The 21813-nt window shown below is 74.6% G+C and carries 22 protein-coding genes; 16 read left to right on the top strand and 6 right to left on the bottom strand.

Features of this window, described 5'->3' with window-relative positions; genetic code table 11:
• Window positions 1-249 precede the first annotated feature (249 nt).
• The 4 genes from UO65_RS03665 to UO65_RS03650 all read left to right on the top strand — a co-directional run bounded on the left by UO65_RS03665 (window position 250) and on the right by UO65_RS03650 (window position 5147).
• Window positions 250-1374 carry a carboxylate-amine ligase gene (locus UO65_RS03665; RefSeq protein ID WP_052020631.1) on the top strand — a complete coding sequence of 375 codons (1125 nt, stop codon included), beginning with the start codon at window positions 250-252 and terminating at the stop codon, window positions 1372-1374.
• A 299-nt stretch (window positions 1375-1673) separates the two neighbouring features.
• Complete coding sequence (locus UO65_RS03660; RefSeq protein WP_052020629.1) at window positions 1674-3173, top strand: CYTH and CHAD domain-containing protein; 1500 nt, start codon at window positions 1674-1676, stop codon at window positions 3171-3173.
• Window positions 3174-3243: 70 nt separating this feature from the next.
• Window positions 3244-3789: a hypothetical protein gene (locus tag UO65_RS32990; protein WP_146241422.1), complete on the top strand. Its 546-nt coding sequence runs from the start codon at window positions 3244-3246 to the stop codon at window positions 3787-3789.
• 29 nt (window positions 3790-3818) lie between these two features.
• Complete coding sequence (locus UO65_RS03650) at window positions 3819-5147, top strand: sodium:proton exchanger (protein WP_035278710.1); 1329 nt, start codon at window positions 3819-3821, stop codon at window positions 5145-5147.
• On the opposite strand, the gene UO65_RS03645 is transcribed toward UO65_RS03650, so the two are convergent.
• Window positions 5123-5539: an STAS domain-containing protein gene (locus UO65_RS03645; RefSeq protein ID WP_084175279.1), complete on the bottom strand. Its 417-nt coding sequence runs from the start codon at window positions 5537-5539 to the stop codon at window positions 5123-5125. The two genes, UO65_RS03650 and UO65_RS03645, sit on opposite strands and share 25 nt — an antisense overlap.
• A gap of 142 nt (window positions 5540-5681) precedes the next feature.
• Here UO65_RS03645 and UO65_RS36540 point away from each other — a divergent pair, with 142 nt between their 5' ends.
• The 3 genes from UO65_RS36540 to malQ are packed head-to-tail and all read left to right on the top strand — an operon-like array spanning window position 5682 to window position 9555.
• Window positions 5682-6224 carry a hypothetical protein gene (locus UO65_RS36540; RefSeq protein WP_035278709.1) on the top strand — a complete coding sequence of 181 codons (543 nt, stop codon included), beginning with the start codon at window positions 5682-5684 and terminating at the stop codon, window positions 6222-6224.
• A gap of 43 nt (window positions 6225-6267) precedes the next feature.
• Complete coding sequence (locus UO65_RS03635; RefSeq protein WP_161784422.1) at window positions 6268-7662, top strand: DUF2867 domain-containing protein; 1395 nt, start codon at window positions 6268-6270, stop codon at window positions 7660-7662.
• An 18-nt stretch (window positions 7663-7680) separates the two neighbouring features.
• Window positions 7681-9555 (top strand): 4-alpha-glucanotransferase, encoded by a 1875-nt coding sequence (malQ, locus tag UO65_RS03630; RefSeq protein ID WP_035278707.1) that lies wholly within the window; start codon window positions 7681-7683, stop codon window positions 9553-9555.
• Between the two features lie 615 nt (window positions 9556-10170).
• On the opposite strand, the gene UO65_RS03625 is transcribed toward malQ, so the two are convergent.
• Window positions 10171-10767, bottom strand: coding sequence for a DUF7711 family protein (locus UO65_RS03625; RefSeq protein ID WP_035278705.1), 597 nt, complete (start codon window positions 10765-10767; stop codon window positions 10171-10173).
• Between the two features lie 93 nt (window positions 10768-10860).
• Between UO65_RS03625 and UO65_RS03620 the strand changes: the two genes are divergently transcribed.
• The 5 genes from UO65_RS03620 to UO65_RS03600 all read left to right on the top strand — a co-directional run bounded on the left by UO65_RS03620 (window position 10861) and on the right by UO65_RS03600 (window position 15522).
• Window positions 10861-11430, top strand: a complete 570-nt coding sequence (locus UO65_RS03620; protein WP_035278703.1) for a TetR/AcrR family transcriptional regulator — start codon at window positions 10861-10863, stop codon at window positions 11428-11430.
• Between the two features lie 253 nt (window positions 11431-11683).
• Window positions 11684-12877, top strand: a complete 1194-nt coding sequence (locus tag UO65_RS03615; protein WP_035278701.1) for a cytochrome P450 — start codon at window positions 11684-11686, stop codon at window positions 12875-12877.
• Window positions 12878-12879: 2 nt separating this feature from the next.
• The gene (locus UO65_RS03610; RefSeq protein WP_200873296.1) at window positions 12880-13098 is read left to right on the top strand and encodes a ferredoxin; all 219 of its coding nucleotides are present in this window, start codon (window positions 12880-12882) and stop codon (window positions 13096-13098) included.
• Between the two features lie 103 nt (window positions 13099-13201).
• Window positions 13202-13576 carry an STAS domain-containing protein gene (locus UO65_RS03605; protein ID WP_035278699.1) on the top strand — a complete coding sequence of 125 codons (375 nt, stop codon included), beginning with the start codon at window positions 13202-13204 and terminating at the stop codon, window positions 13574-13576.
• Complete coding sequence (locus tag UO65_RS03600; protein ID WP_035278697.1) at window positions 13576-15522, top strand: ATP-binding SpoIIE family protein phosphatase; 1947 nt, start codon at window positions 13576-13578, stop codon at window positions 15520-15522. The genes UO65_RS03605 and UO65_RS03600 overlap by 1 nt, the downstream gene beginning before the upstream one ends.
• On the opposite strand, the gene UO65_RS03595 is transcribed toward UO65_RS03600, so the two are convergent.
• Entirely contained in the window at window positions 15491-16168 is a 678-nt protein-coding gene (locus UO65_RS03595) for an alpha/beta hydrolase family protein (protein ID WP_035278694.1), read from the bottom strand. The two genes, UO65_RS03600 and UO65_RS03595, sit on opposite strands and share 32 nt — an antisense overlap.
• Window positions 16168-17025 (bottom strand): ATP phosphoribosyltransferase, encoded by an 858-nt coding sequence (hisG, locus tag UO65_RS03590; RefSeq protein ID WP_035278693.1) that lies wholly within the window; start codon window positions 17023-17025, stop codon window positions 16168-16170. The genes UO65_RS03595 and hisG overlap by 1 nt, the downstream gene beginning before the upstream one ends.
• A gap of 122 nt (window positions 17026-17147) precedes the next feature.
• Between hisG and UO65_RS03585 the strand changes: the two genes are divergently transcribed.
• From UO65_RS03585 to UO65_RS03575, 3 genes are all read left to right on the top strand, one after another.
• On the top strand, window positions 17148-17705 hold the full coding sequence (locus UO65_RS03585) for an ArsR/SmtB family transcription factor (protein ID WP_035278692.1): 558 nt from the start codon (window positions 17148-17150) through the stop codon (window positions 17703-17705).
• Entirely contained in the window at window positions 17698-18549 is an 852-nt protein-coding gene (locus tag UO65_RS03580) for an SRPBCC family protein (RefSeq protein WP_035278691.1), read from the top strand. Before UO65_RS03585 ends, UO65_RS03580 begins: the two co-directional genes overlap by 8 nt.
• Window positions 18550-18855: 306 nt before the next feature.
• Window positions 18856-19206 carry an STAS domain-containing protein gene (locus UO65_RS03575; RefSeq protein ID WP_052020622.1) on the top strand — a complete coding sequence of 117 codons (351 nt, stop codon included), beginning with the start codon at window positions 18856-18858 and terminating at the stop codon, window positions 19204-19206.
• On the opposite strand, the gene UO65_RS03570 is transcribed toward UO65_RS03575, so the two are convergent.
• On the bottom strand, window positions 19203-20198 hold the full coding sequence (locus UO65_RS03570) for a Ppx/GppA phosphatase family protein (RefSeq protein WP_035278690.1): 996 nt from the start codon (window positions 20196-20198) through the stop codon (window positions 19203-19205). The genes UO65_RS03575 and UO65_RS03570 overlap by 4 nt on opposite strands.
• A 110-nt stretch (window positions 20199-20308) precedes the next feature.
• Complete coding sequence (locus tag UO65_RS03565) at window positions 20309-20746, bottom strand: DUF6292 family protein (protein WP_052020621.1); 438 nt, start codon at window positions 20744-20746, stop codon at window positions 20309-20311.
• Window positions 20747-20968: 222 nt separating this feature from the next.
• On the opposite strand from UO65_RS03565, the gene UO65_RS03560 reads away from it, so the two are divergent.
• Window positions 20969-21403 carry an ATP-binding protein gene (locus UO65_RS03560; RefSeq protein WP_063935876.1) on the top strand — a complete coding sequence of 145 codons (435 nt, stop codon included), beginning with the start codon at window positions 20969-20971 and terminating at the stop codon, window positions 21401-21403.
• Window positions 21404-21813: the final 410 nt, after the last annotated feature.

Raw genomic sequence — 21813 nt, 5'->3', positions numbered from 1 at the left:
TCGGATTGGTGTTCTTTCGATCAATTGTCAGGAATTTCGGTTGAACCACGCGCCACCTGGGTTGTGGTCGCGCACTGTGCCCAACGCGGTGAAGACGCGTCGCGACGGCTGCCACCTCGCCCATGGCGTCGACTGCGGCGGGGCGGAGGCGGTGGGCGCGTGGCCGATCACGAACCCGGCCGTGGGTGTGACGCCGGGCGCTGAGCGGGTACTCCTCATCCCAGCAGTTGAAAACGAGGAGGACAGCGAGTGACGATCGACTCGACCACGTTGACCGTGGGCGTGGAAGAAGAATTCTTCCTCGTCGACCCGGCGGGCAGGCTCGTGGACCAGGGGCCGGAGACCGCCGAGCGCGGTGCCGCGGCCGTCGAGGGCGACCCCGACCTGAAGCCGGAGCTGCTGCGGGCCATGGTGGAGTCGGCCACCGGCATCTGCCACAGCGCGCAGCAGGTCGCCGAGGAGCTGACCGAGCTGCGGGTGGCGCTGGCGGGCGCGGCGCGCGAGCAGGGCGCGCTGCTGGTCGCCACCGGCACGGTGCCGCACCAGCAGCCCGACTTCGCCACGGTCGGCCCCGGTGCCCGCTACCGGCGGATCACCTCGCACGTCGGCGAGTTCATGTTCTCCGGGATGACCTGCGGCTGCCACGTCCACGTGGGGGTGGAGGACACCGCGACGGCGCTGCGCGCGGCCAACCACCTGCGGCTGTGGTTGCCCGCGCTGATCACCGTGTGCGCCAACTCGCCGTTCCAGGACGGGCGCGACACCGGCTACGCCAGCACCCGGCACCTGCTGTGGGAGCGCTGGCCGTCCGCGGGCCCGCCGCCCTACCTGGACTCCGTGGAGCAGTACGAGGAGCTGGTGGAGGACATGCTGGCCACCGGGGCGATCCTCGACCGCAAGATGGTCTACTTCGACGTCCGCCCGTCGGACGACCACCCGACCGTGGAGACCCGGATCAGCGACGTCGCGCCCACCCCGCGCGAGGCCGCGCTGCTGGCCGTGCTGGTGCGCACCATCGTGGCCGAGGCGCTCGACAGCGACCGCGACTTCCCCCGCGTGCCCACCCAGGTCGTGCGCGCGGCGCAGTGGCGGGCGGCCAAGGACGGGTGGGGCGCGGTCGTGCCCGACCCGTGGGCCGACGGGCACCGGCCCGCGCCGGAGATCTTCGCCGACCTGATCGCCAGGCACGCACCCGCGCTGCGCCGCTCCGACGAGCTGGAGTTCGTGCGGTCGACGTTGTCCTCCCTGGAGGAGACGGGCGACGGCGCGACCCGCCAGCGGGCCGCCGGGATCGACGGCGTGGTGGCGATGCTCGCCGCGCAGACGGCGGACACGAGCATGTCGGGGTCGGGCTCGGTGGGTGCTTCGCGGTGAACACCGCGGGCGTCGGATCGCGGTAGCCGGAGCCGGTGGGTCAGCGGGCGCGCGGTCCATCGGCCCGACAGGGGGCGGGACAACCCGGGAAACCGGGTTGTCCCGCCCCCTGCGTTCTATCGATCCAGCACCGGTGCCCGCAGCGCGCAGGGGCACGCGGAAGGCGCCGGTACTGACCATCGTGGACGGTCGGTGCCGGGCAGGCCGGGCCGCTCCTCACTCGACAGGGGTGTGAACCCCGGAGATCCCCGCCCCGGCGCAGGCGCACGCGATGTCCGAATCAGTGTCATAGTGGAGGGATGGGAGCCAAGGTGGTCCGTGAGACCGAGCGCAAATTCGAGGCCGACGCCGACTTCCGCCTCCCCGAACTGGTCGGGGTGGGCGGGGTGACCGCCGTGCGCGGTCCCGAGCGCAGCGACCTCGACGCCAGTTACTTCGACACCCAGGACCTCCGCCTGGCCCGGGCGGGCATCACGCTGCGCAGGCGCACCGGCGGCGCCGACGCGGGCTGGCACGCCAAGCTGCCGGTCGGTCCGGACACCCGCGACGAGGTCCGCTTCCCGCTGGGGCGGGCCAAGAAGACCGTGCCCGCCGCGCTGACCGCCCTGGTCCGCGCGCACACCCTCGACGAGCCGCTGGTGCCGGTGGCCCGGATCGTCACCCGCCGCGACGAGTGGACCCTGCTCGACGCCGACGGCGAGCAGGTCGCGCTGCTGGCCGACGACCACGTCACCGCCGTGCCCACCGACGGCAAGGCCACCACCTGGCGCGAGCTGGAGGTGGAGGCCGCCGACGCCGCCGCCCTCGACCCGATCGGCGAGGCGCTCGGCGCCCGGCCGTCGTCGTCGACCTCCAAACTGGTCCGCACCCTGGGCAAGAAGGCCCGCCGCCAACAGCCCCCGGAGCTGCCCAAGCACCCCACCGCCGGTGATGCGGCCCTGCGGTACGTCCGCGCGCGGTTCGACGACCTGCGCGCGCACGACACCGGGGTCCGCCTCGACGCCGAGGACTCCATCCACCAGTTCCGGGTCACCTGTCGGCGGATGCGCAGCGCGTTGCAGGCGTTCCGGCCGCTGTTCGACGCCGACCGGGTGGCCGCCCTGCGCGAGGAGTTCCGCTGGCTCGGCGCGGAGCTGGCCCCCGCCCGCGACGCCGAGGTCCTGGAGGAGCACCTGCGCGCGGAGGTCGACCGGCTGCCCACCGAGGTCGTCCTCGGCGGGGTGTCCGCCCGGCTGAGCGCCGAGTTCGCCAGGGTCGGCGCGGACGCGCGCGGCTCGGCGCTGGCGGTCCTCGACGGCGACCGGTACAAGGCCGTGCTGGTCGACCTGGCCGCGCTGCTCGCCGACCCGCCGTTCACCGCCAAGGCCGCCCGGCCCGCCGCGGGCGAGCTGCGCAAGGCCGTGCGCAAGTCCGCCGACCGGCTCACCGCCTCGGTGGAGGCCGCCGACACCGCCGCGTCCCCCGCCGACCGCGACACCGCGCTGCACCAGGCCCGCAAGGACGCCAAGAAGGCCCGCTACACCGTCGAGGCGGTCGACCCGGTCCTCGGCCGCGAGCTGCGCAAGTGGGGCAAGCGGGTGAAGGGCGTGCAGACCGCGCTCGGGGTGCACCAGGACGCCGTGGTGGCCCGCGAAGCCCTGCGGGACCTGGGGGTCCGCGTGCACCTGGAGGGCGACAACGCCTTCACCTACGGCCTGCTGTGGGCCAGGGAGGACACCCGCGCCCACACCGCGGAGGCCGAGTTCGTCGCGGCCTGGGCCAGGCTGTGCGGGTCGAAGAGGCCCCACCTGCCGGGGTGAACCCGGTTTCGTCGTGGGCCACCCCGGGTAATCCCCTTTCGGCAGGGACTCCACCGAAAGGGGCTGGGACGTGGACGACAGCGCGTACATCTTGTTCTTGATAGTGGGCATCGCCCTGGTGCTGGTCGACGGCCAGGTGATCTACCGCAGCGGTCTGCGCTACCTGACCGACACCGAGGGCAGCGAGCAGCAGTCGGCGAAGTCCATGGCGCGGATGGTCTCGGTCCTGTTCCACATCGCCGTCATCGGTCTGCTCCTGCTGATCTCCACGCTGGACGTCGGCGGCGACAGCGTGATGGAGGTCGTCGTCCTCAAGCTGGGCATCGTGCTGATCCTGCTGGCGCTGGCCCACTTCGTCACCCTCAAGATGCTCAACCGGATGCGCGACCGGCTGGACGCGGAGAACCTCACCAAGAAGCGCTACGGCGCCCGCGGTGAAGAGCGCCCGGTCTCGCCCAACCCGGACGTCCCGGTGCGGCATGAGCCGGTGATCACCAACGACCCCACCACCCCCGCGCGGTTCAAGGCCGTGCAGCCGGGTGATCCGGAGATCCCCACCACGGTCCAGGAGCGGCGCGGCCCCATCGAACGCCCCATCCTGCCGGAAACGCGCTGAACGCCGGCAGGCTCCAGGAATCGCGGTCCATGCTCTCCCGGGCCGCGATTCCGCTGTGGGCGGCGGTCGCGCTCACGGTCCCCGGTGTCTTCCTCGGCGCCACCGGCACCCACATCGCCCCGCCGGTGGACGCGGTCCTGTTCGGGATCGCGGTCGTCGGCGCGGCGTTCGTGCTGTCCTGGGTCGCCGAGGCGGTCCAGCTCGACATCTCCCCGGGCCTGGCGATCACCCTGCTGGCGCTGATCGCCGTGCTGCCGGAGTACGCGGTCGACTTCGTCTTCACCGCCGAGGGCGGCAGCGCCTTCGCCGAGCACGGACCCACCTGCCTCCCGCCCGACGCCGCCGAGGGCACCGAGTCGCCCTGCGGGCTGGCGCTGGCGAACATGACCGGCGCCAACCGCATCCTGGTCGGCATCGGCTGGGCAGCGGTCGTGCTCATCGCCACCTGGCGCATCCACCGCAACCGGGTCGCCGGGGAAACCCCCGGGGACCCGGAGCGCAAGGCGCGTTCACCCAAGCAGGCCACGGTTTCCCTGGAGCGCACCGACTCCGTGCCGCTGGCGTTCCTCGCCCTGGCCACCCTCTACTCGCTGACGCTGCCGCTGCGGCACACCATCACGCTCGTCGACGCGGTCGTGCTGGTCGGCATCTTCGTGCTCTACGCCGTGCGCGTCGCCAGGGCGCCCGCGGGTGACCCGGAACTCGACGGCGTCGCCGCGGTGGTCGGCGGGCAATCCAAGACCGCCCGCCGCGTGTGGTGCCTGGCGATGTTCACCTTCGCCGCGGCGGTGATCCTGCTGGTGGCGGAGAACTTCGCGCACTCGCTGGTGGAGACCGGCACCGAGTTGGGCGTCAGCCAGTTCCTGCTCGTGCAGTGGGTGGCGCCGCTGGCCTCGGAGGCACCGGAACTGCTGGTCGCGGGCCTGTACGCCTGGCGGCTCAAGACCACCGACGCGCTGGCCACGCTGGTGTCGTCGAAGGTCAACCAGTGGACGCTGCTGGTCGGCACGCTGCCCATCGTGTTCGCCATCGCCGCGGGCGGGCTCAACGGGCTGCCGCTCGACGGGCCGCAGCGCGAGGAACTGCTGCTCACCGCCGCGCAGTCGCTGTTCGCGGTGACGCTCCTGCTGGGGCTGACCATCACCGTGCGCGGCGCGCTGACGCTGCTCGGGCTGTTCCTCGCCCAGTTCGTGCTCGCCGCCGTGCTGCCCGCGTCGGTCAAGGGGATCGAGTTGATCGCGCTGTCCGGCGTCTACCTGGTGCTGGCCCTGATCACCGCCGTGCGTCAGCGCCACCACGTCCGGCGGCTGCTGCGCGACGGGTACCGCACGCCCTACCGGGAGCTGGCGGACGCGTAGCGGGCCAAGGCGCTGCCGAGGTCCGGGTGGACCCGGAACCTCGGGCACAGGCCGGTGATCTCCATCGGGCGCAGCACCGAGCGCCGGTCGGCCACCACGTGGAACTCCACCGCCCTGGCCTCGGCCCGGTCGCGCACGCGCACCAGCGCGGACAGCCCGGCCGCCGCCAGGAAGTCCACTTCGGACATGTCGACCACCAGGGCCAGCGGGTCGCCGGTGTCCAGGGCCCGCTCCAGCAGCTCGCGCAGCCGCGCGGCGGTGCCCAGGTCGACCTCGCCGGAGACCGTCACCAGCACCGCCCACCGGCCCTCGGCCGAGACCCGGACCGCCAGCGCGGGGCGCCCGCCCCGACGCGGACGGGGCAGCCCGCCCCCGGGTGCGGCAGCAGCCATGACGTCCTCGGTTCCTCGGGTGATCGGGCGAGAGGGGGCACCGGCAGCATAGGCCACGTTTGCCCCAGGGCAAGCAACTGCGTGCGCGGGTTGACCCGAAGGTCGCAGGTTCGCCACCGATCGGCCGTGGTACCCACGCAGCGTGGTCACCTCACTGCTCTCCGCGCGCGGCTACCGGCTGGCCTGGGCGGGCGTGGCCGGGATGACCGGCTTCGCGGGCCTGCTGCTCGGTGTGGTCCTCACCGGGACCTGGTCGCTGGTGATGATCCTGGCCACAGCGACCTGCCTGGCCGTGGCCTGCCGCGCCGCCGCCGAGGACCTCGCCGACCGGACGGTGCGCCTGCCGCCCCTGGTGGCGCTGCTGGCCGCGGTGCTCGTCGCCGGGACCGGGCTCGTGCTCGCCCTCGGCGGTGCCGCCGTCGCGCTGCTGGTGTGCCTGGCGGCCACCGGCCTGCCGCTGCTGGGACCGCGCCACCGCTTCCTCGACACCGCTGAGCTGCGCGGGCGCTGGGAGGCGGGCGCGCGGGCACTGGCCGGGGCGAGCACCCCGGCGGAAGCCGCCGCCGTGGTCCGCGACCGCGCGCGGTGCCTCGACGAACTGGAGCGCCGCGACCCCGAGGGGGTCCGGCGCTGGCTGTCCTCCCCGGACCCGTTCGCCCGCTTCGGCACCGCCGACCCCGCCTGATCACGCCCGGCGAACGGGCGCGCCCGCTGCGATAGTTGGTCCGGTGAGCACATGTCTGGTCATCGGCGCGGGCGGCTACATCGGCAAGCCCCTCGTCGCCGCGCTGCGCGCCGCGGGGCACGAGGTCCGCGCGATGGCCCGGTCCCTCGACCCGGCGCACCTGCCGCTCGACGTCATCCCGATCCGCGCCGACGCCCGCGACCCGATGGCGCTGTCGGCGGCCATGGCGGGCGTCGACGTCGTCTACCACCTCGTGCACTCCATGGACAGCGCCGACTTCGCCGACACCGACACGGTGATCGCCGACACCGTCGCCGAGGCCGCCGCCGCGGTCGGCATCCGGCAGTTGGTCTACCTCGGCGGCCCCCGCCCGACCGGCCCGGAGGTCTCCCCGCACCTGGGTTCCCGCGCCGACGTCGGCGACGCGTTCCTCGCCGCCCCGACCCCCGCGCTGGTCCTGCAGGCGTCGATGGTCATCGGGGCGGGCTCGGCCAGCCTGGACCTGCTCAGCCACGCCGCGCGCTTCGCCCCGGTGGTGCTGCGCCCGCCGTGGATGGGCAACCGCAGCCGCCCCATCGCCCTGGCCGACGTGCTGTTCCACCTGGTGGACGCGGCGGACCGGGAACCGGTGAACCTGGTGGTCGACCTCGCGGGCCCGGAGACGCTGACCTACCTGGAGCTGATCCAGCGCTACGCCCGCGTCGCGGGCCTGCCGTGGCGGCTGCCGGTGCCGGTGCTCGTCGTGCCCACCGGCCCGGCCGCCGCGGCCGCCGCCGCGCTCAGCGACCTGCCCCGCCCGCTGGTGCGCGCCCTGCTGGAGTCGCTGCGCCACGACCTCGTGCCGGACCCGGCGAACGTCGCCCCCGCCCCGCCCGGCGGCGCCACCGGCCTCGACCGGGCGCTGCGCGACGCCCTCGGCCTGCCGGTGCCGGTCGGCCCGCCCACGAACGCCCCCGGCACCCGCGTCGACCGCCGCGAACTGCGCGTCCACGCCACCGAACCCGCGCTCTGGCGGGTGATCACCGACCTCGGCGGCCGCGGCGGCTGGCACACCGTGCCCGGCGCCTGGGCCCTGCGCGGCGCCCTCGACCACCTCCTCGGCGGCATCGGCCTGCACCGCGGCCGCCCGGCCGAACTCGCCCCGGGCGACGCGGTGGACAGTTGGACCGTCGTCAGCCGCGACGACGCCGACCGGTCGCTGCTGCTGCGCGCGGACATGCGCCTGCCCGGCCGGGCGTGGCTGCGGTTGCGCGCCATCGCCGGGACGGCGCCGGGGGAGTGCGTGTTCGAGCAGACCGTGACCTTCGTGCCCGACGGCCTGCCCGGCACCCTGTACTGGCTGGCCCAGAAGCCCGCGCACGACGTGGTGTTCGGCATGATGGCCCGCGGCATCGCCAACGCCGCCGAGCGGGCCCCGGGCCCGGTCGCTGCCCGCTGATCTCCGAAAGGGTCCACAGTGGACGAATCCCTGGCCGCCCTCGCCGCCGCGCACGGCGTCGCGGTCTCCTACGAGAACGGTGACCGCGAACAGGTCGAGGTCGACCCGGACGTGGTCGTCGCCGTCCTCGCCCAGCTCGGCGTCGACCCCGGCGACCCGCCGGTCGCGCCGGGCGCGGGCGTGCCGACCGTGGTGCGCCAAGGCGTGCGGGTGGACGTCGGCACCGGCGTCGTGCTGCTGGAGGACGGCGGCGAGGTGCCCGTGTCCGGGGTGCTGCCCGCGGACCTGCCGCTGGGCTGGCACCGGCTGCGGGTGGGGGAGCGGGAGACGTCGTTGGCGGTCACCCCCGCCGCGCTGCCGCCCGCACCGCGCACCTGGGGGTGGATGACCCAGCTCTACGCCCTGCACACCCCCGACTCGTGGGGCGTCGGCGACTACGCCGACCTGCGCTCGTTCGTCGCCGCGGCGGCCGCGGGCGACGCCGGGGCGGTGCTGGTCAGCCCGGTCGCCGCGCCGAGCCTGGTCCACCCGGTGCAGCGGTCGCCGTACTCGCCGTCGAGCAGGCGCTTCCTCAACCCGATCCACCTGTCGGTGACCGAGACCGACGCGTTCCGGGCCGCGTCGGCCGACGTGCGGGAGCAGGTCCGCGCCCTGCGCCCGGACAACCCGGAACTGGTCGACCACGACGCGGTCTGGCGGGCGAAGTCGGCGGCGCTGGAACTGCTGTTCGCCCCCGCCGACCCGGTCGAGGCCGACCCCGGCCTGCTCGACTACGCCACCTTCGCCGCCCTGGCCGAGGAGCACGGCGAGGACTGGCGCGAGTGGCCGGAACCGCTGCGCGAGCCGGGCTCCGCCGAGGTCGCCGCCGAGCGCGCCCGCCTGTCCGCCAGGGTGGCCTTCCACGTGTGGGTGCAGGGCCTGTGCTCGCGGCAACTGGAGCAGGTGCACGCCGCCGCGTCGGGGATGGCGGTGGGCGTGGTGCACGACCTCCCGGTGGGCGTCACCCCCAGCGGCGCGGACGCCTGGTCGCTGCGCGACGTCCTCGCCACCTCGGTCACCGTGGGCGCCCCGCCGGACGCGTTCAGCCCGCTCGGCCAGGACTGGGTCCTGCCGCCGTTCCGCCCGGACCGCCTCGCCGAAGCGGGCTACCTCCCCTTCCGCGACATGATCCGGGCCGTCCTCCGGCACGGCGACGGCATCCGGGTCGACCACGTGGCGGGCCTCTGGCGGCTCTGGTGGATTCCGCCGGGCGAAACCGCCGACCGGGGCACCTACGTGCACTACGACGCGGAGGCGATGCTGGGCGTCCTGCTGCTGGAGGCCCACCGGGCGGGCGCGGTGGTCATCGGCGAGGACCTGGGCACGGTCCCCGACGAGGTCACCGACACCCTCCGCGCCCGCGGCGTGTTGAGCTGCTCGGTGGCCTGGTTCGAGCGGGACGTCGACGGCAGGCCCCGGCCGCCCGCCGACTGGCCCGCCCAGGCCGCGGCGAGCGTGTCCACCCACGACCTGCCCACGGCCCTGGGCTTCCTCACCGGCGACCACGTGCGGGTGCGGGCCGACCTGGGCCTGCTGTCCGACCCGGCGGCCGAGGAGCTGCGGGCGGCCGACGAGCGGGCCGAGATCGTGGGGCTGCTGGAATCGGAGGGGCTGGTGGCACCGGGCGCGTCCGCCGAGGAGGTGGTGGACGCCCTGCACGTCCTGCTCGCCAGGACCCCGTGCGCGCTGGTGTTCGCCGCGCCCGCCGACCTGATCGGCGAGGCCCGGCAGCCGAACCTGCCGGGCACGGTGGACCAGTACCCGAACTGGCGCATCCCGCTGCCGCTGCCGGTGGCGGACATCTTCACGCACCCGACGGTCCGCCGAGCGGTGGCGGAGTTCAAGAAGCGGTAACCGGCGATCCGCTATTTCGTATCTTGATAGCGGGATTGGTCGGTGTGGTGTGGGGAGAGGGGCGGCCTGGCCGGTGGGGGCTGGGCCGCCGGGTTGAGCTGCGCCACCCATGGAGTTGCCTCGCCCGTAGGACTGGGTCCGCCTGTAGGGGCTGCGCCGCTTGTGGGGGCTGCGCCGCCGGGTGAGGCTGCGCCGCCCGTAACCCTGCGCCGCCGGTAACCCTGCGCCGCCGGTAACCCTGCGCTGCCGGTAAGGCTGGGCCGCTTGTGGGGCTGGGCGGCTCGGTCGACAGGGTGGGCCGCCTGGTCGGCCGAGGCCGGTCGGCGGAGCGGGGATCGCCGAAGGCCCGCTGGTGCCCTGGTGGCCTGGCGGGTGGGGGAATGGGCGGTGGGGCCGGGGTGGGGATCGCCCCGGGTTACTTCTTGGTGGGTTTGATCTTCTCCGCTGGCGGGTCCTGCTGCTCGGGGACCGGGCTCACACCCTGCTCACGGCTGAGTTCGGTGTAGATCGGGTTCGGGTCGGTCTCCAGCACAGTCGCCTCCTCGGCTTGGTCGTGACGAGCGCGGGTAACCGTTCCGGTCCGGGTTCACACCTGATCGGCCCAGAAAGTTTCGCTCAGTTGGCGGTTGCGCTGGTCACAGCGAGCAGGTCCAGGTAGCCGGTGCTCGCCTGCCACAGGGCGTCGGCCACCGGTTCGATCTTGCCGGGGCGCCAGCGGCGGTCCGCGTACTCCGCGGTGCGGGTGGTGAGGGCCTGGTGGCTGATCGCCAGGTCGGCGGCCAGGCGGGCCGGGAGGTCCGCGGGCGCTTCCATGCGGATGTCGGCACCCCGGCCGTCGCGGAGGGCGTCGAGGACGTGCTGGTCGGTGCCGTCCTCGGCGGACCAGACGCGGGCGGGGCGGTCGATCAGGTGGTTCCAGACGGGGGCGTGCGCGGAGCGCCAGCAGACGCGGAAGGGCAGTTGGGGGAGGCGGACCGCGTTGCCCCAGTGGCGCGAGCCCGCGGGTTCGGTCAGCCAGGGCACCTCCGGCACCGGCAGGTCGACGGTGAGGGCGACCAGGATGGTCTCCAGGTCGCGGGCGGGGCCGAGGACGCCCCCGGCCACCCACAGGCCGGTCACCCTGAGCGGGAAGATCGAGTCGGGTTTGGCGGCCATGTCGGCGCAGGTGGTCGCCAGGGCTTCGACGTGGTGCACGGCGCGGTTCCACTTCACCCGGACATCCTGCCCCGGTCCGCCCGTGTGGTTCCCTGGCGCCCCACCGCCGCGCGCCCACCGCCGCGACGCCGCCGAACGAACGGGGACGAGATGACCGAGGGCGACCGGACCCGCAGGCGCGACGCGGCGGCGACCAGGCAGGCCCTGCTCGCCGCCGCGGCCGAGCTGTTCACCGCCCGAGGCTTCGACCGCACCTCGGTGCGCGACATCGCCGCGCTCGCCGAGGTCAACCAGGCGCTGGTGTTCCGCTACTTCGGCTCCAAGGAGGAACTGCTCGGCGCCGTCCTCACCGCCCCGGGGCGCGAGATCGTCGCCACCACCCCGCCGGAGGAGCTGCTCACCCGCCTGGTCGGGGAGATCTTCGCCGGGGAACCGGGCGGCCCGGGGGCCAACCTCCTGCTGATGGCCCTCAGCGGCCCCCAGGACGGGGGTGCGGCGGAGGCGCTGGACCGCGAGGTGGCCGCGCCCCTGCGCGCCGCCCTGCGCAGCCTCACCGACGACCCGTCCGCCGACCTGCGCGCGGAACTGGTCTGCGCCTGGCTCCTGGGGATCGCCCTGGTGCGCCAGATCCGCCTGGACGGGCCGGTGGCCAAGACCGACCCCGCCGAGGTCACCCCGGTGGTCCTGGACGCGGTCACCCGCCTGCTCACCGACGGCTGACCGCCCGCACCCGCCGACCCGGCACCTCCCGGGGCGATCCGACCGGTTCGCCCCCCGCCGTCCGGATCGCCCCCGGAAGTGCCCGCTGACCTCCTCTGTGGACCGGGGGGCGCATCGCCCCAGCTCACCCGCCCCGGCAGGGCACGCCCGGCGGCATCACTGTCCGCGCTCGCGCGTTGACGGTGCGCTCCGGCGGACGTACGTTGTCAGCGGGTGCTTACGCCATACCCGTCATCGTCGAGGGGACCCCGAATTGACCACCGCGGACGAACGCGTCGAGACCTACCCGTTCAACAAGCCCGAGGGGCTGGAGCTGTCCCCGCGCTACCGCGAGGCGCGCGAGGCGCCCGGCATGATCAAGGTGCGGCTGCCCTTCGGCGAGCCCGCCTGGCTGGCCACCCGGTACGAGGACGTCCGGCTGGTGCTCGGTGACCGGCGGTTCAGCCGGGCCGCGGCGGCCGCGCACGACGAGCCGCGCAGCCAGCCCTACCGGCGGCCCGGGGGCATCCTGGCCATGGACCCGCCCGACCACACCCGGCTGCGGGTGCTGGTGGCCAGCGCCTTCACCGTGCGGCGGGTCGAGAAGCTGCGGCCCTGGGTGCGGGAGATCGCGGGCAGGCTCGTCGACGACATGGTCGCCGCGGGTGGACCGGTGGACCTGGTCGACTCGTTCGCGCTGCCGCTGCCGGTCCAGGTCATCTGCGAGCTGCTCGGGGTGCCCGCGGAGGACCGAGACCGGTTCCGGGTGTGGAGCGACGCGCTGCTGTCGACCTCCTCGCTGACCGAGCAGGAGTTCGGTCAGAACCACGCGGAGCTGCGCGCCTACATGGGCGAGCTGGTGGAGCAGCGCCGGGCCGAGCCGCGCGACGACCTGATGTCGGCGCTGATCGCCGCCCGCGCCGACAACGTGGACCGGCTGACCGAGCTGGAGCTGGTCGACCTGTGCGTCGGGGTGCTCGTCGCCGGGCACGAGACGACCGCGACGCAGATCCCGAACTTCGTCCACGTCCTGCTGTCGCACCCGGAGCGGTTCGCCGAACTGGTGGCCGAGCCCGCCAGGGCGCCGGAGGTCGTCGAGGAGCTGCTGCGCTTCGTCCCGCTCGGGGCCGGTGCGGCCTTCTCCCGCTACGCCACCGAGGACGTCGAGGTCGGCGGGGTGCTGGTGCGGGCGGGGGAGCCGGTCCTGGTGTCGGTGGGTTCGGCCAACCACGACGGCGACAGGTTCCCCGACCCCGACGAGCTGAAGTTCGACCGGACCGAGACCTCGCACCTGGGCTTCGGGCACGGCGTGCACCACTGCCTCGGCGCACCGCTGGCCCGCCTGGAGCTGCAGGAGGCGCTGCTGGTGCTGGCCGTCCGGCTGCCCGGGCTGCGCGAGGCGGCGGAGCCGGAGTGGAAGACGCAGATGCTGGTGCGCGGCCCGCGCCGGATGATGGTGGACTGGTGAGCATGAGCTGGACGATCGCGGTCGACGGCAAGGCCTGCCTCGGCTCGGGCATGTGCGCGGGTGCCCGCCCGGACGTGTTCGCCCTCGACGGCGCGCACGCCAGGGTGCTGGCGGACCCGGTGGAGCCGGACGAGGGGCTGCTCGACGTGGCGGACTCCTGCCCGGCGGCGGCCATCGTGGTGACCGGCGCCGACGGCACCGAACTGGCCCCGCGCGACTGACCCGGCGCGCGAGCAGCGCCGACGGCCCGTCGCGGCGGGCCGTCGGCGCTGGTCAGCCCCCCGAGCGGCGACAGCGGGGCGCGGGGGCGGCAGGATGTGACCCATGGACGACGACACGGGCCAGGGGGACGACGTGGGCAAGGCGACCAGCGCCGCGGGTTCCGTGGAGCTGATCACCACCGACGGGCCGACCGTGCTGCGGGTGACCGGCGCGCTCGACCTGGCGCTGGCGCCGAAGCTGCAGCAGCTCGTGGAGCGGGCGGTGCGCCACGGCGACCGGGTGCTGGTGGTCGACCTCACCGAGGTCGACTTCCTCGCCTCCGCGGGCATGTCGGTGCTGGTGCGCACGCACCGGGAGCAGCCGGGGATGCGCGTGGTGGCCGAGGGCCGGGTGGTGCTGCGGCCGTTGCAGATCACCCGGCTGACCGACGAACTCGACATCTACCCCACCCTCGACGCCGCCGTGGCGGGCCGGTGATGACCTCGACCGGTCCGGGGTTCGCCGAGCTGGTCGCCGCCGTGCGGGCCGGGTTCGCCGGGCCCGACGGCGCGCCGGTGCCGGTCCGGGAACGCGCGCTGGACCCGGCGCTGGTGCTCGAGGACGCCACCGCCGGACCGCTGGTGCGGGTGCCGGGGGAGGCGGCGCTGGCGCGGCTGACCGGCGGTGAGCCGGTGACCGGCGCGGTCCTGGTCGCCGACGGGGACCACGCCGTCCTGCTGTCCACCGTGGACCCGGTCGGTGAGCAGCACCGGTTCGTGGCCGCCGCCGTCGCCGCCGCGACCGCCGACCTGGTCGAGGTGGTGCGCGCGCTGCGGGCGGAGGCGGCGGTGCTCGACGCGCTGCACTCGGTGGGGCGGCGGCTGACCGCGCAGCTCGACATCGACGTGCTGGTGCAGGACGCCACCGACGCCGCGACCACCGCCACCGGGGCCGCGTTCGGCGCGTTCTTCTACAACCTGATCAACGAGTTCGGCGAGTCCTACACCCTCTACACGCTCTCCGGCGTGCCCAGGGAGGCGTTCTCCCGCTTCCCCATGCCGCGCAACACCCAGGTCTTCGGGCCCACGTTCGACGGCATGGGCACGGTCCGCAGCGACGACATCACCGCCGACCCGCGCTTCGGCCACAACGAGCCCTACCGGGGGATGCCCGCCGGGCACCTGCCGGTGCGCAGCTACCTGGCGGTGTCGGCGATCAGCCCGACCACCGGGAAGGTCCTCGGCGGGTTCTTCTTCGCCCACCCCGAGACCGGCCGGTTCACCGAGCGGCACGCCTACGTGGCCGAGGGCATCGCCGGGTACGCCGCGATCGCCCTGGACAACGCCCGGCTCTACGACCGGGAGGCCAACCTGGCCCGGGAGCTGTCGCGGCGGATGCTGCCCGCGGCCGCGGAGGTCCCCGGCCTGGACGTGGTGACCCGGTACCTGCCCGCGGCCACCGGGGACAAGGTCGGCGGCGACTGGTTCGACGTGCTGCCGCTGCCCTCGGGCGCCACCGCCTTCGTCATCGGCGACGTGGTGGGCCACGGGGTCACCGCGGCCACGGTCATGGGGCAGGTGCGGACCGCGGTGCGCTCGTACGCGCTGCTGGAGCTGCCGCCCGCCGAGCTGCTGCGCAACGTCTCCCAGCTCGTCGAACCCAGCTTCATCACCTGCTTCTACGCCGTGCACGACCCGGTGACCGACGACCTCGTCCACGCCAACGCGGGCCACCTGCCCGCCGTGCTGGTGCACCCGGACGGGCGGCTGGAGCAGATCGGCGAGGCGATGGCCCAGCCGCTGGGTGTGGGCCGCGAGTTCACCGCCCGCACCACCGCCTTCCCGCCCGGCGCCGACCTGTTCCTCTACACCGACGGGCTGGTCGAGACCCGCGGCTCCCGCGACCTGGTCTCCGGGATGGAGTCGCTGCTGGCCCGGCTGCCGGGCGTGCGCGCCGCCGCGGACACCGCCGAGGCCTGCGACCGGCTCATCGCCGACCTCACCGGCGGCACCCACGACGACGACATCGCCCTCATCCACGTGCACCACGCCGATCCGCTGGCCCGGCTGCACCGCAGCGTCGCCGCCCGGGCCCACACCCTCGTCCCGCTGCGCGGCGAGCTGGCCGCGTGGGCGACCGAGCGGGGCGCGCCGCCGGTGCTGACCGAGGACATCGTGCTGGCAGGCTACGAGGCCATGGCCAACTCGGTGGAGCACGGCTACCGCGACACCGCCGACGGCGTCCTCGACGTGCTCGCCGAGCACCGGCCGGGCCGGTTGGTGCTCACCGTCACCGACCACGGGACCTGGAAGCCGCCGGACCCCACCGACACGACCCGCGGGCGGGGGATGCCGCTGATCTCGCAGCTCGCGCACCGCTGGGTCACCACCCACCGCGCCGACGGCACGACCGTCACGATGGCCTGGGACCTGCCAGTGCGCTGACCTCCGCCAGGGCCGAGGCCCAGGCGGCGGACCCGGGGTCGATCGGGGTGAAGTGGTCGCCCGCCACGGTCACCAGCCGGTCGCCGGTGGCGTCGGTGAAGGCGGCGCTCTGCGCGAACGGGACGCGCTGGTCGGCCGGGGCGTGCAGGCAGGTCACCGGCACGCCGACCGGGGTCAGCGCCATCGGCGAGGCGGCGGCGTAGACCTCGGGCACCTCGTCCGGGAGGCCGCCGAGGAACGCCGCCGCCGCGCCTTCGCCGAGGCCGTCCCGCGCGGCGGCCACCACGTCGAGCACCCCGGCCAGCGACACCACCGCGCGCACCCCGCCGCGCCGAGCCAGGCAGACCGCCAGCTGCGCCCCCGCCGAGTGGCCGACGGCGATCACGTCGGTGCCCAGCGCCGCGCGGGCGGCCACCACGTCGTCGGCGGTGGCGGGCCAGCCGCCGCCCGCGCCCACCCGCCGGTACTCGGCGTTGGCCACGGTGAAGCCCGCCGCGAGCAGCGACGGCACCAGCGGGCGCATCAGCTCCAGCCCGTGCCGAGCGCGCCAGAAACCACCGTGCAGCAGCAGGACGGTGCCGCGCGACGGCCCGACCGGGGTGCTCAGCTCCAGGAACTGGCTCGGGTGCGGGCCGTATCGGGGCATCAGATGCGGCTGGACTCCAGCGGGGTCACCAGGATCGCCCGCGCCCCGACCTCCCACAGCTCGTCCATGACGAACGGCGCGCGGTCGCGCCGCACCAGCGAGCGGACCGCCACCCAGCCCTCGCGGGCCAGCGGGGAGACCGTCGGCGCCTCGATGCCCGGGGTCAGCGCGCATGCCGCCGCCTGGGCCTCGACCGGGCAGTCGTAGTCGACCATGACGTACTGGCGGGCGATCAGCACGCCCTTGAGCCTGCGCCGCAGCCGCTCGAAGGAGGCCAGCGCGTCCTCCTCCAGTTCGGGGCGCTGGATCAGCACCGCCTCGGACTCCAGGATCGGGTCGCCGAACACGACCAGGCCGGAGTTGCGCAGGCTGGTGCCGGTCTCCACCACGTCGGCCACCGCGTCGGCGATGCCGAGCTGCACGGAGGTCTCCACCGCGCCGTCCAACTTGACCAGCCGCACCGAGATCCCGTGCTCGGCCAGGTACTTCTCCACCAGCGTCGGGTAGCTGGTGGCCACCCGCCTGCCGTCGAGGTCGGCGAGCGCGGTCAGGGTGCCGGGGCGGGCGGCGAAGCGGAAGGTGGAGGCGGAGTAGCCCAGCGGCATGATCTCCAGCGCGCCGGTGTCGGCGTCGATGAGCAGGTCGCGCCCGCTGATGCCCGCGTCCAGCGTCCCGGAGCCGACGTAGACGGCGATGTCGCGCGGGCGCAGGAAGAAGAACTGCACGTCGTTGCGGGTGTCGTCGATCATCAGCTCGCGGTTGGACCGATGCACCCGGTAGCCGGCGGCGGTGAGGAGCTGTTCCGAGGGGACGCTGAGCGATCCCTTGTTGGGCACGGCGATCCGAAGCGTGGTCACGCGGTCTGATCCTGCCACAACCCGGCGGCCCGCGAGCGACCCGGTCCTGAACAGCCGGTGTGCATCAGTGCTGGTCACGGCTATTGACAAAATCTTTTTGAACGTACAAAATCATTTTTGCGATGAGAGACATCCTGTACCTCGACCAGCTCGAGCAGGCGGAGACCCTGCTCAAACCGGCGCGCGTGGACGTGCTCCGGCAGCTCGCCGAACCCCGGTCGTGCACCGAGGTGGCCGCCGCCCTCGGGCAGACGCCGCAGCGGGTCCACTACCACGTGAAGAAGCTGGTCGAGGCCGGGGTCGTGACCCAGGTCTCCGACCGGCGGGTGCGCGGGGTCACCGAGGGCGTCTTCCAGGCGACGGCGCGGTCCTACTGGCTCTCGCCCGCCCTGGTGGGGCGCATCGGCACCCGCCGCGAGCGCGACGAGCTGAACCTGGGGCACCTGCTCGACCTGGTCGAGCAGGTCCAGGTCGACATCGCCGCCCTCGACCGGTCCCGCCCGGAGCTGCCCTCGGTCGGCGTCGCGGGCGAGATCCGCGTCGCCCCGGAACACCGCGCGGAGTTCCTCGCCGACCTGCGCACCACCCTGCAAGAGCTGTTCACCCGCCACGGCGGGGCGGAGGGCGACGCCTTCTCCCTGGTCGTGGCCTGCTACCCGAAGGAAACCCCCGATGACTGAGACCCTGGCCTTCACCCTGCGCCTGCCCGCCCCGGTCGAGCGGGTGCACACCGCGCTGACCGACCCGGCCGAGCTGCGCACCTGGTTCGCCGAGCACGCCGAGGTCGCCCTCCCCGACACCTACGCGTTCTGGGGCAGGCACACCGTCGCGGGCGCCGAACCCGCCCAGCGCCCGCTGACCGTGGACGCCACCACCGTCCGCTTCGCCTGGACCATCGAGGGCACCGAGACCACCGTGGAGCTGGCCCTCAAGCCCGAGGGCGACGAGACCCTGCTGTCGCTGACCCAGACCGAGTTCCCCGGCTGGGGCGCCGTCGCGGGCGGCGACGGCGGCACGATCGGGCTCACCGGCACCTTCTGGGCGCTGGCCCTGGCCAACCTCGCCGACCACCTGGCAGGCCGCGAGCTGGGCCCGCTGCCCGACTTCACCGCCACCGACCTGCGCGCGGAGTACCTGATCGACGCCGCCCCGGAGAAGGTCTACCGGGCGCTGATGGACCCGGCGGAGTTCGTGGAGTGGTTCAACGCCCCGATGGAGCTGGAACCGCGCGTCGGCGGCCGGTGGGCCATGGGCGGCTTCGAGCACAACCCGAACCCGGCGACGATCACCGAGCTGGAGCCGGACCGCAGGATCACCGTGGACTTCGGCGCCGGGCTCGGGCAGTCCACCTGGGAGCTGGCGGAGTCCGGCGGCAAGACCCGGCTGACGTTCTCCCAGAGCGGGTTCGACCCCCAGGACATGCCCTGGGCGGGCTGGATGGGCTGGATCAGCGGCTTCGCCGAGCTGCGCCGCTACGTCGAGCTGGACCCGTGGACCCCGCTGTGGGCCGACGCGGGGGTCTGACCGGCCGGAGCACCCGGCCGGGCCGGACACGCAGGGCGTGGGCGCGTGTCCGGCCCTGAACCGGGACCACCCACGGGGGCGGGTCCGGCGCCCGGAGCCCTCGGCGGCTGCCGGGGAACTCCGTCGAGTGGTGCAGGGTCCTCAGAGCATCCCCGATCGCACCGGCCCGCACCCATCCCAACGGGTCATAGCGCCGGGTTATGGACACCGGTTCCGCGCCCGGGGTTTGCCGGGGCCGGATACGGGTAGCCCGGTCCCACGCGGTGCGGAAAGCACCGGGACCAGTGCGTGAGAGGACCCCAACCGGTGACGAGCCCGCTGTTGACCGTGCACCGCGAGCAGATCGGCCCGACGGTGGTCGTGCACGCCGTGGGCGACGTCGACCTGGCCACCGTGGCGCAACTGTCCGAAGCGCTGACCGAGGCCACGAAGGCCCCCGCCGCCGAGGGCGTGGTCGCCAACCTCAGCGGGGTGGGCTTCCTCGGCTCGGCGGGGCTCTCGGCGCTGGTCGTGGCCCGCAACGAGGCCGAGGAGGCCGCGCTCCCGTTCACCGTGGTCGCCACCGGCCCGGCCCGCCGTGCACTCGCGCTGACGATGCTCGACTCCACCCTCACCGTCGCCGACGCCCTCGAGGACGTCCTCGGCACGACCGCCTAGGTCCGCTGCCAGGTCTCGCCGTCGGCCATCGGGCGGACGGTGCGCAGCGCCATCGGGTCGGTGGGGGACAGGGCGGTCTGCAACTGGTGCAGCATGATCCCCTCGCGCAGCGCCCACGGGCAGATGTCCACGGTGCTCACGCCCAGCGCGGTCATGGTCGTCCTGGCGACCACGGCCCCGGCCACGACCTGCCCGGCCCGCGCGGGCGACACCCCGCGCAGCGCGGCCCGCTGCGCGGTGGTCATCGCGGCCAGCTCCGGCAGCCAGTGGTCGAGGTCGGCGACGCCCAGCGCGCGCTTGGCGAACGGCCCGGCGCTCTGCGGCGGCGCCCCGGCCAGCCGCGCGAGCTGCTTGAACGTCTTGGAGGTGGCGATCGCCCGGTCGAACGCGCCCTCCCAGCGCAGCCGCTCCACCGCCTCGCGCAGGCCCTCGCGGACGTGCCGGGTCAGCTTGCGGAGCTGCCGCTCGGTGGGCGGGTCCTCGGTCAGGAACCGGCGGGTCATCCGACCCGCCCCCAGCGGCAGCGACATGGCCAGCTCCGGCTCGGCGTCGCGGCCCAGGACGATCTCCATCGAGCCGCCGCCGATGTCGAGCAGCAGCAGCCTGCCCGCCGACCAGCCGTACCAGCGGTGCGCGGCGTGGTAGGTCAACCGGGCCTCGTCCTCACCGGAGAGGAACTGCGGCCGCAACCCGGTCGCGGTCTCCACGGCCCGCACGATCACGTCCCGGTTGGCCGCGTCGCGCACCGCCGAGGTGGCGAAGACGTACAGCTCGGCGACGTCGAGCGACCGCGCCCTGGCGACCACCGCGGTGGTCGCCCGCACCACCCGGCGCACGCCCTCGGTCGACATCGTGCCGTCCCGGCCGATCTCCGTGCCGAGCACCGTGGGCCGCTTGAACGCGTACGACGCCAGCGGCGCCGAACCCGGCCGCGCGTCCACCACGAGCAACTGGGCGGCGTTGGAGCCGACATCGATGACACCGAGCCTCATGTCGTCCTTATACCCGCTGCGCCCGTGCGCACCACCTCGGTACCCGCCGCGTCCGGTGCTCGGTGCCGGTCCGGGTGGGGCTTCGCCGGTCTGGCCGCCGGTGGCCTGCCTCAGTGGTCCGAGTGGGTGGCGTAGGCGCTGAGGCGCTCCTCGAAGTCGTCGCGCTCGCCGCGGTCGCGCATCGCGGGCGGGAACGGCGACCCGGGGTCGCCCCCGGCGAGCAGGTCCTTGAGGAACCAGGCGACCACCCTGGGCGTGGGGAGCGCGTCCACCCCGAGGTAGGACACCGGAAGCTGGTCGACGCCGTCCGCACCCGCGAGCTGGGCGGCCCACCCGTGCTCCTCGTCCCAGCCCAGCGCCAGCGCCCGCTCGGGGAACCAGCTCAGCCGGTGCGGCAGCGGGAGCAGCGCGGCGGCCACCGAGCCGACGTCTGTGGTGCCCGCGCGGTGGTCGGCCCCGACGAGGTCGGCGACGAGTTGCAGGTATCCGCGCAACCCGGCGGTGAGGTCGTCGTGCGAGGGGCGACGATCCCGGTGGTCGGAAGTCATGCCCGTCAAGTACCCCCGATCGTGGGAACTCACGCGCCCCCGTCCCGCGCGTCCCCCGCGCCCCCCCGGGGTGACGTGAAAGCGATTTCGCGGTGTGGGGCGTGACACCCGCCCACCACCGGGGTACTCAGGCTGCGAGCGCACGTGCGGATGCCGGGCGCGGATGGAGGTGGCACGGTGGTGGACGGCCCGGACGAGCCAGGGGCCGACGGGGGACCGGCGATGGCGGAGGTCGTCCTGGGGGTGGAGGCACCCGGAGTGCCCCCGGCCTCGGACCTGCGGCGCGAGTTGACCCGGCGGTTGGCGGACCTCGGCCCCGATCGGCTCGACGTACTGCACCTGGTGTGCGGCGAATTCCTCGCCAACGCCCGAGAACACGGCGGCGGTGTCCGGGGTGTCCGGGTCGGCCGCACAGCCCAACCGGACGTCCTGCGGGTGGAGGTCGACGACCACAGCCCGGTGCTCCCGGTGGTCATGCCCAAGGACATCGAGGCGGTGACCGGCCGGGGCATGTTCCTGGTGGAAAGCCTCTCCCTGGCCTGGGGTGCGACCCCCGCCCACGAGGGCAAGACCGTCTGGGCGGCCGTCCCCTGCGACCCCATCCCACCCCGCCCGGTCCCCACCGACGCCCAGTCGGGCGCCCAATCCGCAGGCTGACCCGGGCACCCGACCCCGGCCGCCGGTCGGCACCGGCGAACCGCCCACCACCCCGCACCCCCGAGGGCGCCCCGCCCGGAGATCGACCCGGCCACCAGCCACCCGACCGGCGCAGCGAGCAACCACCCCGCCCACCGCCCCCTCGGCGCCCCACCACACCGAACCCCACCACGCGCAGCCGCCGAGCACCCCCACAACCGCCGCTTGGCGGCCCGCTCACCCAAACGCTCAGCGGCGCAGCCGCCGACCACCCCCGCGACCGCCGCCCGGCGGCCGGCTCACCGAACGCTCAGCGGCGCAGCCGCCGAGCACCCCTGCAGCCGCCGCCCGGCGGCCGGCTCACCGAACGCTCAGCGGCGCAGCCGCCGACCACCCCCACGACCGCCGCCCGGCGGCCAGCCACCTGGAAC

The organism is Actinokineospora spheciospongiae, assembly GCF_000564855.1.
In the GTDB taxonomy this organism is placed as follows: Bacteria; Actinomycetota; Actinomycetes; order Mycobacteriales; family Pseudonocardiaceae; genus Actinokineospora; species Actinokineospora spheciospongiae.
Note: the sequence above shows the minus strand (reverse complement) of the source record. Positions and strands in the feature narration are given on the sequence as shown.